Raw genomic sequence first — 14,143 nt, forward strand, 5'->3', positions numbered from 1 at the left:
TTTCGTCTAGAGCTCGTACTGGTACTGCCGAGTCTTACGCAACGGCCGGAACCCGAGCCGCTCGTTGACCGCGAGCATGTGCTCGTTGTCCTCGGCGTTGTCGGTCTCGATCTCCCCGACGGCCGGCCATTCGGCGCGCAGCCAGTCGAGCATCGCCGCCTTGACCCACAGGCCCAGCCCGTTGCCCCGGTGGCCGGGGACCACCGCGGTGTCGTACTGGATCGCCCGGGTGCCGTCCCCGACCGGGATGACCAGCTCGGTGAAGCCGGCGATCTCGTCGCGGTGCAGCGCCGCGACGGTCAGGAGGGTGTCGCCGCGCTTCTCGACGACCTCGGCCATGTCCCGTACGCGGTCGGTGTCCCAGGTGGTCGTGCCGTAGTCCATGTCGCCGGTCGGCATGTCGCCCATGGCCGACTTGGCGGTCGCGAACGTCTGCGCGAACTCGCTGGGGACGACGCCCAGCCAGCGGGTCAGGCGGTAGTCCGGATGCTCGGCGTGGACGATCTCCGTGGGGTCGCCGGCGTCGTGCACGTTGAGCAGCAGCAGGCTGAGGGAGAGGACGCACGTGAAGCCCCGGGCCTCCAGGAACGCCATGCCGGGGGTGTCGGAGGACGCCTCGACGACGATGCTGCGCCGCTTTTCCTCCCGCGCCGCCTCGGCGATCGTCTCCAGCAGGAGCGTCCCCACGCCCCGCCGCCGGTGGTCCGGATGGACATCGAGGCAGAACTGGCCGAGATGGGAGCGCCCGGTGCCGTCGAACAACCGGAGCCGCGCGACCCCGGTCACCTCGTCGCCCCGCTTGGCCACCCACAGACGGTGATGGCTCTCCAGGCCCACCGTCGACAGGTCGCCGTGCACGTGGTCGAGCGTCGGCGCCGGCTCGCCGGGAAGATCGTGGGCCATCGAGGCGGCGAGTACGTCGCGCCATGCGGCGACGTCGCTATCCGAGACTTCGTGCAGTCTTTGAACCCTGTCCAAGGAGGCTCCTCGAATGGTTGGCTCGCCTTCCTATGGACCGTACGCGCCACGGCGGTGACACGTCTGTCATTCGAGGCAGCCGCCCAGCGGCGAACCTGTGGGTTTGTCCGAATATGAACCAGACTTCAGTCGTATTCGATCACGATTCGTCGGGCAGGGACCGCTCGGTCGCGAGCACCTTCCGCAAGACCGCCTGTCGGCGATATCCCATTCGTTCGACATGGAACGGGACCGACAGCGGACTAACCAGATCGGTGTCCGTGACCGCGACGACCGCTCCCTGTGACCGCCCCCACTCTTCGGCTGCCTCCATCAGGGCTGTGCCCACACCCCGGTGCCGGTAACCCTCCGTCACCGTGAGGAGGTTCACCACGAGCCGCGTACGGCCGAGGTCGCGCTGGAGCTGCCGGTGCGCGTCATACGATCCGCGCCTCGATCATCCCGGCCGGCACCCCGTCCTCCTCGGCGACGAGCCACCGGGTGTCGGCCGTACACGGCTCGCGGACGGCCTCCTCGAACCACTCGGCGAGCCCGTCGGCGTCGGGTATCCGGACCACCTCAGGGTCGGTCGCGGCGTAGTGACGGCCGGCGTCCGGCCAGGCCCGCGCGCAGCCCTCGCCGTCGCCGGGCCGTACGCCACGGATCATCGTCCGGGACAGGAGAGCGTGTGGAGCAGGCCGATCAGCGTCGCCCCGCTCACGATCTTTCCCTCGGCGATGAGCGTTCGGACCTGGTCGAGGGGGATCCACTCGATCCGATCCGCCTCGGTGATGTCGGTCGGCGGCCCGACGTGCTCGGCCCCGTCGGCGCGGAAGAGGTGGTGACGCGAGTCGACCGAGCCGCTGGAGGGCTGTGAGACGAGGATCGGCCGCAGCGGGCCCGGCCGCCACCCGGTCTCCTCCTCGGTCTCGCGGACCGCGGCCTCGGCGGGCGACTCGCCCTCCTCGATCCGGCCGGCCGGGATCTCCCAGCCCCAGGTGTCGGTGACGTGCCGGTGCCGCCACATCAGCAGCACCCGGTCACGGTCGTCCACGACCACGACGGCCGCCACGGGCCGCGCCATCCGTACGACATGCTGCTCGAACCGCCTGCCGTCCGGTAGCTCGACGTCGACCAGTTCGAGGCTCAGCCACGAGCTCTCGTAGATCGGCCGTGTTCCGTGGATCAGCCATTCCATCCGGCGACTCCCTTAGTAGGTTTCTCCGCAGACCGTACGGGGCCATCGCCGCCTTCGTCGCCGCATACACGGCCCAGGCCTACGACCCTGTCTCATATGTCACATCCGGCCTACTTTCGCCTCATCCGGCCATGGAGCCGCATCCCGGTCCGTTGAGGAGTTTCCTTGCCTGGAGTTCCCGACCATGACCCGGGGAGTCCTGGCGATGGCAAAACGAACCCGAAGGTGGGTGTGGTGGACCGGCATCGCCGCAGTGGGCGCGCTCGCCCTGTACGCCGGCACGTGGCGGATGTGGGCCCTGACGGTCCTCACGTGGTCCATGTACGAGCTGTGCTTCTGCCCGACCGTCTGCAGCGTCACCGCCGGGGAGGGCAGAGCGTGCCACAAGGACGCCCGTGGCCGCCTGTACGCCTGCAGGGCCGTCCCAGGTCACCAGCAGATCAAGACGGAGGCCCTGTGGCGGCTGACCGGAAACCCGTTCGCCCGCCTGCGGCCGACGTACGGCGACGGCGGCGGGTCACCCGCACACAGAAGGGCGCCCGCGCCCTCCGGTGAACACGGGTCCGTCGAGCCGAACCAGCGCCTGATGGCCTACCTCGCCGCCCTCGCCCTGGTGGTCGTCGTCGTCCAGACCGTCGTCGGGTTCGCCATGACGTGACGGGTGACCGGCGTCACAGGTGTTGTGTCTTCCATCCGGCGTTCGTGTGGCCCGCTCCCCGGAACATGTTCGTCAACAGGGCGGAGGAAACCATGCACGAATCACCTGTCGAACCGGATGACGAACAGCTCGTCGAAGAGCTGGCGGCCATTCGCGGCGAGCTATTCCGCGTGGACAACAAGTCGGGGACGCTCCTGACCCTGGCCGGCGCCGGATTCGCGTTGGTCGCGGCGGAGGAGCCGCAGCGGGGGCCGCTGACCGGTGGCCTGCTGGCGGCGGGCCTGCTGATCGCGGGTGTGGCGATGCTGCAACTGCTGTTCGTGGTCCGCCCGCGGCTGGGGCCGGCATGGGCCCGCAGGCTCGAAGGAGACCCGGTCGGCGCCCCGGCGGGACTCCGCGCGTGGCGGCGCAGCGAGCTGGCCGCGCTCTCGCGGATCGTCGTGGCCAAATACCGGATGCTGCGGGTCGCCGCGAGCCTCCTGATGTGCGCCCTGGCCTTGATGGTCGGTGCCCAGCTCGCGACGCTTCTGTGAGATGACCCCGACGTTGGGACGGATGATGACCTTGGGTGATCATGGTCGGATGGACGGCCTCGCGTCGATCGTGTCGCCGCAGGTCTGGGCGCGCATCATCGCGGCCGGTACACCGAAGACGTTCGAGCCGGGAGCGACGTTGCTCTTCGAAGGCGGCCGGGCCGACCGCGTCCTGGGCCTCCTGTCGGGCCGTGTCAAGGTGAGCCGCGTCGAACCCGACGGACGATCGCTGGTCCTGGCCGTACGCGGACCCGGCGAGCTGCTGGGCGAGATGGGACTGCTCGGCCAGGCCGAGCGATCCGCGACGGTCACGGCCATCGACGAGTGCCGTACCCAGGTGATTCACGCGGAGCGGTTCCTCGCTCTCGTCCAGGAGCTGGGCCTGGCCCAGGAGCTCCTGCGCCACGCCTTCCAGCGGCTGCGCCAGACCGAGCGGTTCTACGCGCAGCTCGCGGGCGCCCCCGCGGGGGCGCGTGTGGCGCGAGGGTTGCTCTGGCTGGCCGTCCCGGCGTCGACCTCCGATGGGTCCCGGGCGGACGGTCACCTCGACATCGGACTCGACCAGCGGGAGTTCGGCCAGGCGGTCCGCCTCTCGCGGGCGAGCGTCGCCGCCGAGCTCGGGCGTCTCCGGGCGGAAGGCATCGTGGTGACGCGCCGAGGCCGCATCGTCATCCAGGACACGGCGCGGCTGCGCGAGCTGGCCGCGGAGTAAGAAGTCGCGTCGGCGGCGCAGGCGGTCGTCATGAGCAGGTGCGCGAGGCGGCCGGGGAGGTCGCCGACGCCCACGGCCGTACGCTGCGGGCGGATGTGCCGCCGGAGGCGTGGGTCGCCTCCGGCAGCCCGGATCCGGAACGATTCAGCGACGGGAGCCCGCCTCGTGGCCGTGGTGCGTGATCCGGTCGACGTGGCGGCGAGGCCGCGCGGGGTCAGGGCAGCAGTTCCTGGACGGCGGTCTTCAGGCCGGCGATGGCCGCGCGGTAGAAGCGGGGGCCGTAGGACACGCGTGCCACGCCGAGTTCGCGGAGGGTGGACAGGCTCAGCTCCTCACCGGTGTTGCCGTTGACCGGGCCGGGGAGTTCGGCGAGGAGGGTGGCGAGGTCGCCCCTGCGGCGTACGCCGATCGGGTAGAGGCAGTCGGCGCCGGCGTCGCGGTAGAGCCGGCCGCGTCTGACCGTCTCGGCGATCCGGTCCGGCTCCGCGATCCCGCCGGCGGGCAGGAAGGCGTCGATGCGGGCGTTGACGACGATCGGGACCCCGGCGTCGTCCGCGGCGGAGCGGACCTCCGCGAGCCACTGGGCGTGCGCGCCGGCCTCGGCCAGGCCGCCCGCGCGGTGGTCGGTGTCCTCCAGGTTGCAGCCGACCGCGCCGATGTCCAGCAACCGGTCCACGAGTTCACGCGGCCGCATGCCGTACCCCGCCTCGGCGTCCACCGTTACCGGGACCGCCACCGCCCGCGCGACCCGCCCGGCGGCGGCGAACATCTCCTGCCACGGCGCGCCCTCACCGTCGGGGTGGCCGAGCATCGCCGAGATGGCGGCACTGGCGGTCGCGACCGCGGGAAACCCCGCTTCGGCCACGACCGCCGCACTGGCCGCGTCCCACACGTTCGGCAGCACGAGCATCTCCACGCCATGGAGCGCGCGAAACCTCTCGGCCTGCGTCTTCAGATCCGTCATCGAACGTTCTCCTTTGATTCCGTCTCGTACGGAAGGACACCGGGCCCGCCGCGAAGTGGTCGGACCGGCTATCGGAACTTTCAGTGTCCTCCGTCTTGGCCAAGCTCCGGCGTGCCCAACATCTAGTAGTGGTGAACCTCAGCGGCTACTACATGTATGGTTCTCGATGTTGCTGGTGCACCTGCGCCTCGTGTGGCAGGTGTCGTAAGAGGGAACCCGGTGTGAGTCCGGGACTGCCCCGCAGCGGTGAGCAGGAACGACCGCCGTCAACGGCACTGGGCCTCCGGGTCTGGGAAGCGACGGCCAGTAGGACACGCCCGGCTAGGCGTGGTGCCCGCGAGTCCGAAGACCTGCCAGCGACCCGTGCGCGTGAGCGTGCGGTCGTCCAGGCCTCGCGGGAGGGCCGGCGGCGGGGGCTCCGTGTTCTCCGTGCGCTTTCCCGTGCAGGCGAAGCTCCCGAGGGAGAGAGCACGTGACACAACAGCTCATCGCGCCACCCACGAGCAGCGCCGAGACCGAGGTCGAGCGGGCCTGCGCCGGGTTGCCGGACGTAGATCCGGGACGGCTGGCCGGCGACCTGCCCGAGGCCGTACGGCAGGCCGCGGCGCTGGTGGTCGCCGAACCCGCCTACTCCACGGTCGCGGCGCGGCTGCTGGCCCGACTGATCGCGGAAGAGGCCGGGCCGGCGACGTTCGCCGAGGCCGTCGCGGAGGCGTACGCGCAAGGGCTGCTCAACGAGGAGACCGCCGCGTTCGTCGCCCGTAACGCCGACGCGCTGAACGCCCTGGTCGACCACGACGCCGACGACCGGTTCACCTACTTCGGGCTGCGTACGGTCCTTGACCGCTACCTGCTGCGGCACCCGGCGACGCGCCGCGCGCTCGAACGTCCGCAGTACTTCTTCCTGCGCGTCGCGTGCGGGCTGGCCGAGACGGTCGCCGAGGCCGCCGAGCTGTACGGCCTGATGTCCCGGCTCGCGTACCTGCCCAGCTCACCGACCTTGTTCAACTCCGGCGCCGCCCGCCCGCAGCTGTCCTCCTGCTTCCTGCTGGACTCGCCGCGCGACGAGCTGGAGGCGATCTACGAGCGGTACGGTCAGGTCGCACGGCTCAGCAAGTACGCGGGCGGCATCGGGATCTCCTGGACCCGCGTACGCAGCCGGGGGTCGCTGATCAAGGGCACGAACGGGCACTCCAACGGCATCGTGCCGTGGCTGCGCACGCTGGACGCGAGCGTCGCGGCGGTCAACCAGGGCGGACGGCGCAAGGGCGCGGCCTGCGTCTACCTCGAACCCTGGCACGCCGACGTCGAGGAGTTCCTCGAACTGCGCGACAACACCGGCGAGGACGCGCGGCGTACGCACAACCTCAACCTGGCCAACTGGGTACCGGATGAGTTCATGCGCCGCGTCGAGACCGACGCCACCTGGTCGCTGTTCGACCCCAAGCAGGTGCCCGAGCTGGCCGACCTGTGGGGCGAGGAGTTCGACGCCGCCTACCGCCGGGCCGAGGCCGACGGGCGGTTCGTACGGCAGATCCCGGCGCGGCAGCTGTACGGCGCGATGATGCGCACGCTGGCCCAGACCGGCAACGGCTGGATGACGTTCAAGGACGCCGCCAACCGCGCCTGCAACCAGACCGCCGAGCCCGGGAACATGGTGCACCTGTCGAACCTGTGCACCGAGATCCTGGAGGTCACCGAGGACGCCGAGACCGCGGTGTGCAACCTCGGTTCGATCAACCTTGCCGCGCACGTGACCGGTGGCGACCTCGACTGGACGGCGTTGCGCGCGACGGCCCGTACGGCGGTGCGGTTCCTGGACCGTACGATCGATCGCGGTTTCTACCCCACGCCGGAGGCGGCCAAGGCGAACCGGCGCTGGCGGCCGGTCGGCCTGGGCGTGATGGGCCTGGCCGACGTCTTCTTCAAGCTGCGGCTGTCGTTCGACTCGCCCGAGGCCCTGGAGCTGTCCACGCGCATCGCCGAGGAGATCGCGCTGGCGGCGTACGGGGAGTCGGCCTCGCTCGCCGCCGCGTACGGCACGCACCCGGCCTACGATCAGACCCGTACGGCCCGCGGCGTCCTGCACCCGGACCACTGGCCGGACGCCGAGCCGCGCCACCGCGACGAGTGGGAGGCGCTGCGCACCCGGATCGCCAAGGTCGGGCTGCGTAACTCCCTGCTGGTCGCGATCGCGCCGACCGCGACCATCGCCTCGATCGCCGGCTGCTTCGAGTGCATCGAGCCGCAGGTGTCCAACGTCTTCAAGCGCGAGACGCTGTCGGGGGAGTTCCTGCAGATCAACACCTACCTCGTCGCCGATCTGAAAGAGCGCGGGCTGTGGACGCCACGCGTACGGGATGCGATCAAACGCGCCGACGGCTCGGTGCAGGAGGTCGGCGAGCTCCCCGCCGACCTGCGCGCGCTCTACCGTACGGCGTGGGAACTGCCGCAGAAGGCGCTGATCGACCTGGCCGCGGCGCGGACCCCGTACATCGACCAGTCCCAGTCGCTGAACCTGTTCATGGCCGACCCGACCATCGGGAAGCTGTCCTCGATGTACGCCTACGCGTGGCGCTCAGGCCTCAAGACGACCTACTACCTGCGTTCGCGCCCGGCCACCCGGATCACCCAGACCACCGTCGCGCCGGCCGCCGAGGCCGTGGCGTGCTCCCTGGAGAACCCCGAGACCTGCGAGGCGTGTCAATGAGTGAGTGGAGCGAGCGAATCGCCAACACAGTGTCCCAGGCCACCTCCCCGACGAAGGAGGGCTCATGAGTCTGCTCGACCCGGGGATGGATCTGACGCTGCGGCCGATGCGCTATCCGGACTTCTACGACCGGTTCCGCGCCGCGATCCGCAACACCTGGACGGTGGAGGAGGTCGACCTGCACTCCGACCTCGCCGACCTGGCCCGCCTCACGCCCGAGGAGGTGCACCTGGTCAACCGCCTGGTCGCCTTCTTCGCCACCGGCGACACGATCGTGGCCAACAACCTGGTGCTGAATCTGTACACCCACCTCAACGCGCCCGAGGCGCGGCTGTACCTGTCCCGGCAGCTGTACGAGGAAGCCGTCCACGTGCAGTTCTACCTGACCCTGCTCGACACCTATCTCCCCGACCACGACGAGCGGGTCAAGGCGTTCGCCGCAGTGGAGAACATCCCCTCCATCCGAGACAAGGCGGAGTTCTGTTTCCGCTGGATCGACTCTCTCGGCGACCTGACCGAGCTGCGTACGAGGGCCGACCGGCGGGCGTTCCTGCTCAACCTGATCTGCTTCGCCGCCTGCATCGAGGGCCTGTTCTTCTACGGCGCGTTCGCGTACGTCTACTGGCTGCGCTCTCGCGGCCTGCTCAACGGCCTCGCGAGCGGCACCAACTGGGTCTTCCGCGACGAGTCGATGCACATGGAGTTCGCCTTCAGCGTCGTGGACACCGTACGCGCCGAGGAGCCGGGCCTGTTCGACGACGAGCTCACCCGGCAGGTCTTCGCGATGCTGGAGGAGGCCGTCGCGGCCGAACTCGCCTTCGCCCGCGACCTGTGCGGCGACGGCCTGCCCGGCATGACCGCCACCGACATGCGCGCCTACCTGGAGAACGTCGCCGACCAGCGCCTCGCGCGCCTCGGACTGCCCATGAGGTACGGCACCGCGAACCCGTTCGCGTTCATGGAACTCCAGGACGTCCAGGAGCTGTCCAACTTCTTCGAACGCCGCGTCTCGGCCTATCAGGTCGCGGTCGAGGGAAAGGTCAGCCTCGACGAGGCCTTCTGAGAGGGAGAGGGCCCCGAGCGTGAAGCCCGGGGCCCACCTGCCACAGAATGCCGCCGAGCGGTGGTATCCGAACCCGCCTCCGCACCCGAATGCGTATCCGGACCCGGGTGGGTATCCGCTACCGACGAAACTGTTCGTGCAGTGATTCTGGGTGGCCTGGTTCGCGCCGTCCGCGCCGGCCAGCGCCGGAACCGCCACGAGCAGGGCGGGTGTTCTTTCTCAGGGGGAGCGGTAAAACCGGCTTGGCGTGGTGCCGAAGGCGTGACGGAACGCCTCGATGAAGGCGCTCGATCCGCCGTATCCGCACTCGGCGGCCGTGCGCGTGACCGACATGCCGGTCGCGAGCAGCGTCAAGGAGTGGTGCAGCCGTAGCTGGCCGCGCCACTGCGGGAACGTCATCCCGGTCTGCTCACGGAACAGGCGGCTCAGCGTCCGCTCGGAGGCGCCGACCGTGCGGCCGAACTCCGGGCGTGCACCTGACGCTGTTCGCGGCCTTCCTCGTCTCGCGGTCAGCCCGTGACACTACGAGGGGGCGAACGCGGCGATGCCGTCGAGGATCACCGCGAGCTTGCGCGCGAACCAGTCGGCGGGCGGGCCCTGGACGACGTGGGTCAGCGCGTCCCGCAGGCGCGGGTCCACGTCCGGCAGTGCGTCTTCGAGCATCGCGCGCCGTAGCTCGGCCGTCCGCTCGATGTCGCCGACCGCGTCGCCCTGGCGCTGACCGGCCGTGAAGAACATGAGGACCTGCTCGTGCACGAGGTCGTGGGCGAGGATCGCCTCCTCGGCGCCGAAGCCCAGGTCGAGCAGGGCGGTCACGGCGCGGTGGCTCACCGCGCCGTAGGCGGCGGAGTCGATGCGCAGCGAGCCGATCTGCGTCGCGAGGCCGGGGTTCGCGTCGAGGAGCCGGAACGTCGCCCACGTGTGCTCGTTCAGGACGTTCCGCCAGTCGCCCTCGGGCTCGGGCCACGACGCCTCGGCCACGGCGAGGTCCACCGCGGCGGTGATGAGCTCGTCGCGGTTGGCGAAGTAGCGGTAGAGCGTCGAGTGCTTGATGCCGAGGTGCTCGGCGACGGCCGTCATGGTGATGGCGCCGAAGCCGACGCCGATCGCCGCGCGCACGATCGACTGCCGGTCGACCAGCGGAGGGCGGCCGAGGCGAGGGGTCCGCGGTCGGCCGGGGGTTGGGCGGTTCGATCCAGCGGCCCGGTTCATGCCGCCATTCTCCCGCACCCGGCCGGTCCCCATCGCGCCGCCGACGTGGGGGGACGGTTAGCGACAGTATGTTGCTAATAAGGTTGGTTAGGCATACCTTAGTTCTGCCTGGGCCGGCCACCCCAGCCGCCCCGCCGACCTTCCCCCTATTCCAATCAACGGGAGTGCTCATGCCCTCGATCCAGGAGGAACTGCGCAGGCGGACCCGCCAGTCGCGGCCTCAGGTACGATTCCGCACCGCGCAGGTGGTGCGGAACGTCGTCCTCACGCCGCGCCTGCGGCGCGTCACGATCGCGAGCGATGACCTGGACGGCTGCGACTACGGCCTGCCCGCCGACGCGTGGAAGTTCATGCTCCCGCCGCCCGGCCGCAGGCGCCCGGACCTGCCGACGATCGGCCCCGACGGGATGCCCTCCTTCGCGGAGGGCGCGGTGCCGCCGATCCCGCGCGCATACACCGTCCGCCGCTTCGACCCGGAGACGCGTGAGCTGGACATCGACGTCCTCATGCACGGATCGGGGCCGGGCCCGGCCTGGGCGGCGGCCGTGGAACCCGGGGACGAGGTCGGCCTCGCCGGGCCCCGCCACGAGTTCTTCGCCGCACCCGAGGCCGGCTGGCACCTGCTGGTCGGCGACGACAGCGCGCTGCCGGCGATCGCGACGATCCTGGAGTCCTTCGCCGAGGACACCCGGGTGATCGCCTTCATCGAGGTCGAGGACCAGGGCGACGTGCTGGACCTCGCGGCACCACGCGACGCCGAGATCGTCTGGCTGACCCGCGACGGCGCCGAGCCGACGGACAGCGGGCTGCTGGAGAAGGCCGTACGCGGGCTGAACCGCCCCTTCGACGGGGCGCAGGCGTGGGTGGGCGCCGAGGCCGGGGTCGTCCGTGCCGTACGCCGCCACCTGCTGGACGAACGCGGCCTGGCGCGCCCGTCGCTCAAGGCGGCGGCGTACTGGAAGGCCGGACGGACCAGCGACGAGCGCGACCAGGAAGTGATGACCGCCTTCCAGACCGCGCTCGCGGAAGGAGCGGACCCGGACGACCCGGCCGTCACCCTCCAGGCGGACCTCGCTTAGGGCGCTGAGCCGGAAGGCGCGCGGCTCAGCGCCTTCCGGTCCACCTTGCCGATCGCCGTCAGGGGGAGTGACTGGATGAAGCACAGCCGATCCGGGACCTTGTACGCGGCGAGGCCCAGTCCGCGCAGATACTCCCCGAGCCCCGCCAGGTCCGGCCGCTCGGCTCCGGGCGCCGCGACGACGTACGCGCGGGTCCGCTCACCCAGGACGGCGTCGGGCTCGCCGGTGACGGCCACCTCCCGGATCGCCGGGTGCGCGGCCAGGTGCTCCTCGACCTCCTCCACTGGGATCTTGTCCCCGGCGCGGTTGACGACGTCGGTGACCCGTCCCTCCACCACGAGATGGCCGCTGTCCAGCACGCGGACGAGGTCCCCGGTGCGGTACCAGCCCTCGACGAAGGCGCGGGCGTTGTGTTCGGGCGCGCGGTAGTACCCGCGCAGGGTGTACGGCCCGCGGGTGAGCAGCTGACCGGTGGCGCCGGCCGGCACGTCGCGGCCGTCCTCGTCCACGACGCGGATCTCATCATCCGGCGACAGGGGCCGGCCCTGGGTGCCCAGCACGAGGTCCTCGGGATCGTCGAGCCGGGTGTAGTTCAACAGTCCCTCCGCCATGCCGAACACCTGCTGCAACGCGCAGCCGAGCTCGGGGCGCACGCGGGCGGCGGTGCGCGGGTCGAGCCGCGCACCGCCGACCTGGAGCAGCCGGAGGCTGGACAGGTCCTCGGGCAGCCAGGACACCGCCTCCAGCCACAGCCGTACGAGAGAGGGCACGAGCGCGGTCGCGGTGACGCCCTCCTCCGCGATGAGCGGGAGCGTCTCGGCGGGGCTGGGATCGGAGGCGAGCACGACGGTCCCGCCGGCGGCGAGCGTGCCGAGCACCCCCGGGCAGGCGAGCGCGAAGTTGTGCGCGGCGGGAAGCGCGGCCAGATAGACCGTACGAGAGTCGAACCCGCACACGTCGGCGCTGGCCCGCACGTTGTAGGCGTAGTCGTCGTGGGTGCGCGGGATGAGCTTCGGCCGCCCCGTGGTGCCGCCGGAGAGCAGGAACAGGGCGACGTCGCCGGCGGCCACGGAGGGAAGCGGCCGGTCCCGCTCGCCCAGCGCCTCGACGTCGGCGAACGCGACGAACTCCCGGGCGTCGCCGGCGCAGAGCACGTGGCGCAGCTTCACGCCCGGCCGCGCGGCGACGGTCCGCGCCAGCTCCCGGTGGTCGAAGCCGAGATGCCGGTCGGGGATGAGGTACGCGGCGGCCTCGGTGAACTCGCACAGGTACGCGATCTCCTGTTCCCGGTGCGAGGGCAGCGCGTACACGGGCAGCACGCCGGTCCGCAGCAGCGCGTACGTCGCCACGACGAACTCCGTGACGTTGGGCAGGTGCACGACCACGCGGTCGCCCGGTGCCAGCCCGAGTTCGAGCAGGCCGCGGGCGAACCGGTCGACGCGCGCGTCGAGCCCGGCGTACGTCAGCCGCTCCGTGTCGTCGACCAGCGCGACGCTCGTGCCGCGGTCTCCGGCGGAGCGGCGGAGCGCCTCGCCGAGCGGTTCGCCGCGCCAGTGGCCGGCGCGGCGGTACCGCCCGGCCTCCTCGGCCGGCCAGGGGGTGCATCCGGGCAGCATGGAAGGGTCCTCCTCGATGCGGGGGCGGGGGCGGGGACGGGCGGCTCAGCGGCCGGGGACGAGGTACGGCGCGACGCTGGTGAGCTTCTCGCAGGTCTCGCGGTACTCCCGCTCGGGCGAGGAGGCCCCGACGATGCCCGCGCCCGCCCGCAGCCACGTGCGTCCGCCCTGGGTGTAGACGGTGCGCAGCACGAGCGCCGCGTCCAGGTCGCCGTCGCCGGTCGCGCGCAGCACGGCGCCGGAGTACAGGCCGCGTGGGCCCGGCTCGCCGGCCGTGATGACGTCGTACGCCGCCTGCTTGGGGATGCCGGAGGCGGTCACCGCCGGGAAGAGGACGGCCAGCGCGTCCCACATGGTCCGGTCGGCGCGCAGCCGTCCGCGTACGCGGGACCCGAGGTGGTGCACGCTGCCGCGTTCCTTCAGCGCCATGAACTCGCCGACCGTGACGGTCCCCGGCGCGCACAGGCCGCGCAGCTCGGTGTCGGCGAGCTTGACCGAGATGGCGTGTTCGTAGACCTCTTTCGGGTCCGTGAGCAGCTCGGCGCGGTTGCGCCCGTCGGCGTGGGGATCGCGCCGCCGCGCGCGCGTGCCCGCCAGCGGCTGCGAGGTGACCCAGCCATCGGCCGACACCTCGGCGACCGTCTCGGGGCTGAACCCGGCGGCGCGCAGGCCCGGCAGGTCGAGGAGGAACGAGCGGGCGGGCGTGTTGGCCCGGCGCCCGGCGAGGTACGTGCCGGGGAAGTCGAGGGGGAAGGGCACCTCCACGCGGCGGGACAGGATCACCTTCTCCAGCTCCCCGGCCTGGATCCGCTCGACGGCCGCGGCCACCGCGTCCAGGTACGGCGTGCGGTCGCCGGCCTCGACGTCCAGCGGCCGCGTGCTCACCTCCACGGGCCCGCGGGCGGTGGCCGCGAGGGCGAGCACCCGCTCGATCAGGCCCGCGTCGGTGGCCCGTACGTCGAGGACGCCCGTGTCGATCTCCGCCTCCAGGAGCGGGACGAAGAGCTGGGCGAGCGGGCCGTCGTACTCGTGGTTCGCGAGCGCGCTCTCGAACGCCACCCAGCCGTACGCGTGCCAGCCCGGCAGGGGCGTGTCGCGCATGGCGCGGCCCAGCTCGCGTACGGGGTGCTCCCCGGTACGCGCGGCGTCCCGCCCGAGCCCGTTCCAGGTCGTCCGCACCACGGACGGGCCGACCGTCACCGAGCCGAGGACGCCGCCGGCGAACCACCAGCGGCCCGCCTGCTCGTAGACGACGTACTGGTCGAACAGGCCGGAGCGGGCGAGCCGGACCGCGAGCGCGGCGGGGTCGTACGTGCCGGCCGCCCGGGTGCGGAGATGGCGGGGTGCGTCGGCTCGGGGGAGCGTTACGGCGGGGACGTCGGTCGTCACGGAAACCGTCCTTGGGCGTCGTCGGCGCACGAGGGGGAGGGGGGTGATGCGA

Annotated in this window: 15 protein-coding genes and 1 riboswitch; of the genes, 6 read left to right on the top strand and 9 right to left on the bottom strand. The window is 71.5% G+C overall.

Going from position 1 to position 14,143, the window contains the following annotated elements; translation table 11 throughout:
- Positions 1-6: 6 nt before the first annotated feature.
- From QWU11_RS29595 to QWU11_RS29605, 4 genes are all read right to left on the bottom strand, one after another.
- A complete protein-coding gene (locus QWU11_RS29595) occupies positions 7-978 on the bottom strand; it encodes a GNAT family N-acetyltransferase (RefSeq protein WP_290117736.1) in 972 nt (323 codons plus the stop codon).
- Positions 979-1,117: 139 nt separating this feature from the next.
- Positions 1,118-1,351, bottom strand: a complete 234-nt coding sequence (locus QWU11_RS47480) for a GNAT family N-acetyltransferase (RefSeq protein WP_354670916.1) — start codon at positions 1,349-1,351, stop codon at positions 1,118-1,120.
- A 43-nt stretch (positions 1,352-1,394) separates the two neighbouring features.
- Positions 1,395-1,625, bottom strand: a complete 231-nt coding sequence (locus QWU11_RS29600; RefSeq protein WP_290117737.1) for a hypothetical protein — start codon at positions 1,623-1,625, stop codon at positions 1,395-1,397.
- The gene (locus tag QWU11_RS29605; protein WP_290117738.1) at positions 1,622-2,155 is read right to left on the bottom strand and encodes an NUDIX hydrolase; all 534 of its coding nucleotides are present in this window, start codon (positions 2,153-2,155) and stop codon (positions 1,622-1,624) included. Before QWU11_RS29605 ends, QWU11_RS29600 begins: the two co-directional genes overlap by 4 nt.
- A 205-nt stretch (positions 2,156-2,360) precedes the next feature.
- Here QWU11_RS29605 and QWU11_RS29610 point away from each other — a divergent pair, with 205 nt between their 5' ends.
- From QWU11_RS29610 to QWU11_RS29620, 3 genes are all read left to right on the top strand, one after another.
- Complete coding sequence (locus QWU11_RS29610; RefSeq protein WP_290117739.1) at positions 2,361-2,813, top strand: hypothetical protein; 453 nt, start codon at positions 2,361-2,363, stop codon at positions 2,811-2,813.
- Positions 2,814-2,905: 92 nt separating this feature from the next.
- Complete coding sequence (locus tag QWU11_RS29615; protein WP_290117740.1) at positions 2,906-3,346, top strand: hypothetical protein; 441 nt, start codon at positions 2,906-2,908, stop codon at positions 3,344-3,346.
- A gap of 49 nt (positions 3,347-3,395) precedes the next feature.
- Positions 3,396-4,058: a Crp/Fnr family transcriptional regulator gene (locus QWU11_RS29620; protein ID WP_290117741.1), complete on the top strand. Its 663-nt coding sequence runs from the start codon at positions 3,396-3,398 to the stop codon at positions 4,056-4,058.
- A 214-nt stretch (positions 4,059-4,272) separates the two neighbouring features.
- On the opposite strand, the gene QWU11_RS29625 is transcribed toward QWU11_RS29620, so the two are convergent.
- Entirely contained in the window at positions 4,273-5,022 is a 750-nt protein-coding gene (locus QWU11_RS29625; RefSeq protein WP_290117742.1) for an isocitrate lyase/phosphoenolpyruvate mutase family protein, read from the bottom strand.
- A gap of 156 nt (positions 5,023-5,178) precedes the next feature.
- A riboswitch (cobalamin riboswitch) is annotated at positions 5,179-5,395 on the top strand.
- A gap of 99 nt (positions 5,396-5,494) precedes the next feature.
- On the opposite strand from QWU11_RS29625, the gene QWU11_RS29630 reads away from it, so the two are divergent.
- Complete coding sequence (locus QWU11_RS29630; RefSeq protein ID WP_290117743.1) at positions 5,495-7,732, top strand: ribonucleoside-diphosphate reductase subunit alpha; 2,238 nt, start codon at positions 5,495-5,497, stop codon at positions 7,730-7,732.
- Between the two features lie 64 nt (positions 7,733-7,796).
- Complete coding sequence (locus QWU11_RS29635) at positions 7,797-8,795, top strand: ribonucleotide-diphosphate reductase subunit beta (protein WP_290117744.1); 999 nt, start codon at positions 7,797-7,799, stop codon at positions 8,793-8,795.
- A 219-nt stretch (positions 8,796-9,014) separates the two neighbouring features.
- On the opposite strand, the gene QWU11_RS29640 is transcribed toward QWU11_RS29635, so the two are convergent.
- Both QWU11_RS29640 and QWU11_RS29645 read right to left on the bottom strand, forming a co-directional pair.
- Entirely contained in the window at positions 9,015-9,308 is a 294-nt protein-coding gene (locus tag QWU11_RS29640) for an AraC family transcriptional regulator (protein WP_290117814.1), read from the bottom strand.
- A 9-nt stretch (positions 9,309-9,317) separates the two neighbouring features.
- On the bottom strand, positions 9,318-10,007 hold the full coding sequence (locus QWU11_RS29645; protein ID WP_290117745.1) for a TetR/AcrR family transcriptional regulator: 690 nt from the start codon (positions 10,005-10,007) through the stop codon (positions 9,318-9,320).
- A gap of 170 nt (positions 10,008-10,177) precedes the next feature.
- Here QWU11_RS29645 and QWU11_RS29650 point away from each other — a divergent pair, with 170 nt between their 5' ends.
- Positions 10,178-11,086 (top strand): siderophore-interacting protein, encoded by a 909-nt coding sequence (locus QWU11_RS29650; protein WP_290117746.1) that lies wholly within the window; start codon positions 10,178-10,180, stop codon positions 11,084-11,086.
- Here QWU11_RS29650 and QWU11_RS29655 read toward each other — a convergent pair.
- Both QWU11_RS29655 and QWU11_RS29660 read right to left on the bottom strand, forming a co-directional pair.
- The gene (locus tag QWU11_RS29655) at positions 11,083-12,702 is read right to left on the bottom strand and encodes an AMP-binding protein (protein WP_290117747.1); all 1,620 of its coding nucleotides are present in this window, start codon (positions 12,700-12,702) and stop codon (positions 11,083-11,085) included. The two genes, QWU11_RS29650 and QWU11_RS29655, sit on opposite strands and share 4 nt — an antisense overlap.
- A gap of 45 nt (positions 12,703-12,747) precedes the next feature.
- On the bottom strand, positions 12,748-14,091 hold the full coding sequence (locus QWU11_RS29660; RefSeq protein WP_290117748.1) for a salicylate synthase: 1,344 nt from the start codon (positions 14,089-14,091) through the stop codon (positions 12,748-12,750).
- Between the last annotated feature and the right edge of the window lie 52 nt (positions 14,092-14,143).

The sequence above is a fragment of the Actinomadura sp. DC4 genome (assembly GCF_030406325.1).
In the GTDB taxonomy this organism is placed as follows: domain Bacteria; phylum Actinomycetota; class Actinomycetes; order Streptosporangiales; family Streptosporangiaceae; genus Actinoallomurus.

Coding starts and splice junctions, on each gene's coding strand:
- QWU11_RS29600 (WP_290117737.1), bottom strand. CDS start 1,625: ATGATCCGTGGCGTACGGCCCGGCGACGGCGAGGGCTGCGCGCGGGCC.
- QWU11_RS29605 (WP_290117738.1), bottom strand. CDS start 2,155: ATGGAATGGCTGATCCACGGAACACGGCCGATCTACGAGAGCTCGTGG.
- QWU11_RS29610 (WP_290117739.1), top strand. CDS start 2,361: ATGGCAAAACGAACCCGAAGGTGGGTGTGGTGGACCGGCATCGCCGCA.
- QWU11_RS29615 (WP_290117740.1), top strand. CDS start 2,906: ATGCACGAATCACCTGTCGAACCGGATGACGAACAGCTCGTCGAAGAG.
- QWU11_RS29620 (WP_290117741.1), top strand. CDS start 3,396: ATGGACGGCCTCGCGTCGATCGTGTCGCCGCAGGTCTGGGCGCGCATC.
- QWU11_RS29625 (WP_290117742.1), bottom strand. CDS start 5,022: ATGACGGATCTGAAGACGCAGGCCGAGAGGTTTCGCGCGCTCCATGGC.
- QWU11_RS29635 (WP_290117744.1), top strand. CDS start 7,797: ATGAGTCTGCTCGACCCGGGGATGGATCTGACGCTGCGGCCGATGCGC.
- QWU11_RS29645 (WP_290117745.1), bottom strand. CDS start 10,007: ATGAACCGGGCCGCTGGATCGAACCGCCCAACCCCCGGCCGACCGCGG.
- QWU11_RS29650 (WP_290117746.1), top strand. CDS start 10,178: ATGCCCTCGATCCAGGAGGAACTGCGCAGGCGGACCCGCCAGTCGCGG.
- QWU11_RS29655 (WP_290117747.1), bottom strand. CDS start 12,702: ATGCTGCCCGGATGCACCCCCTGGCCGGCCGAGGAGGCCGGGCGGTAC.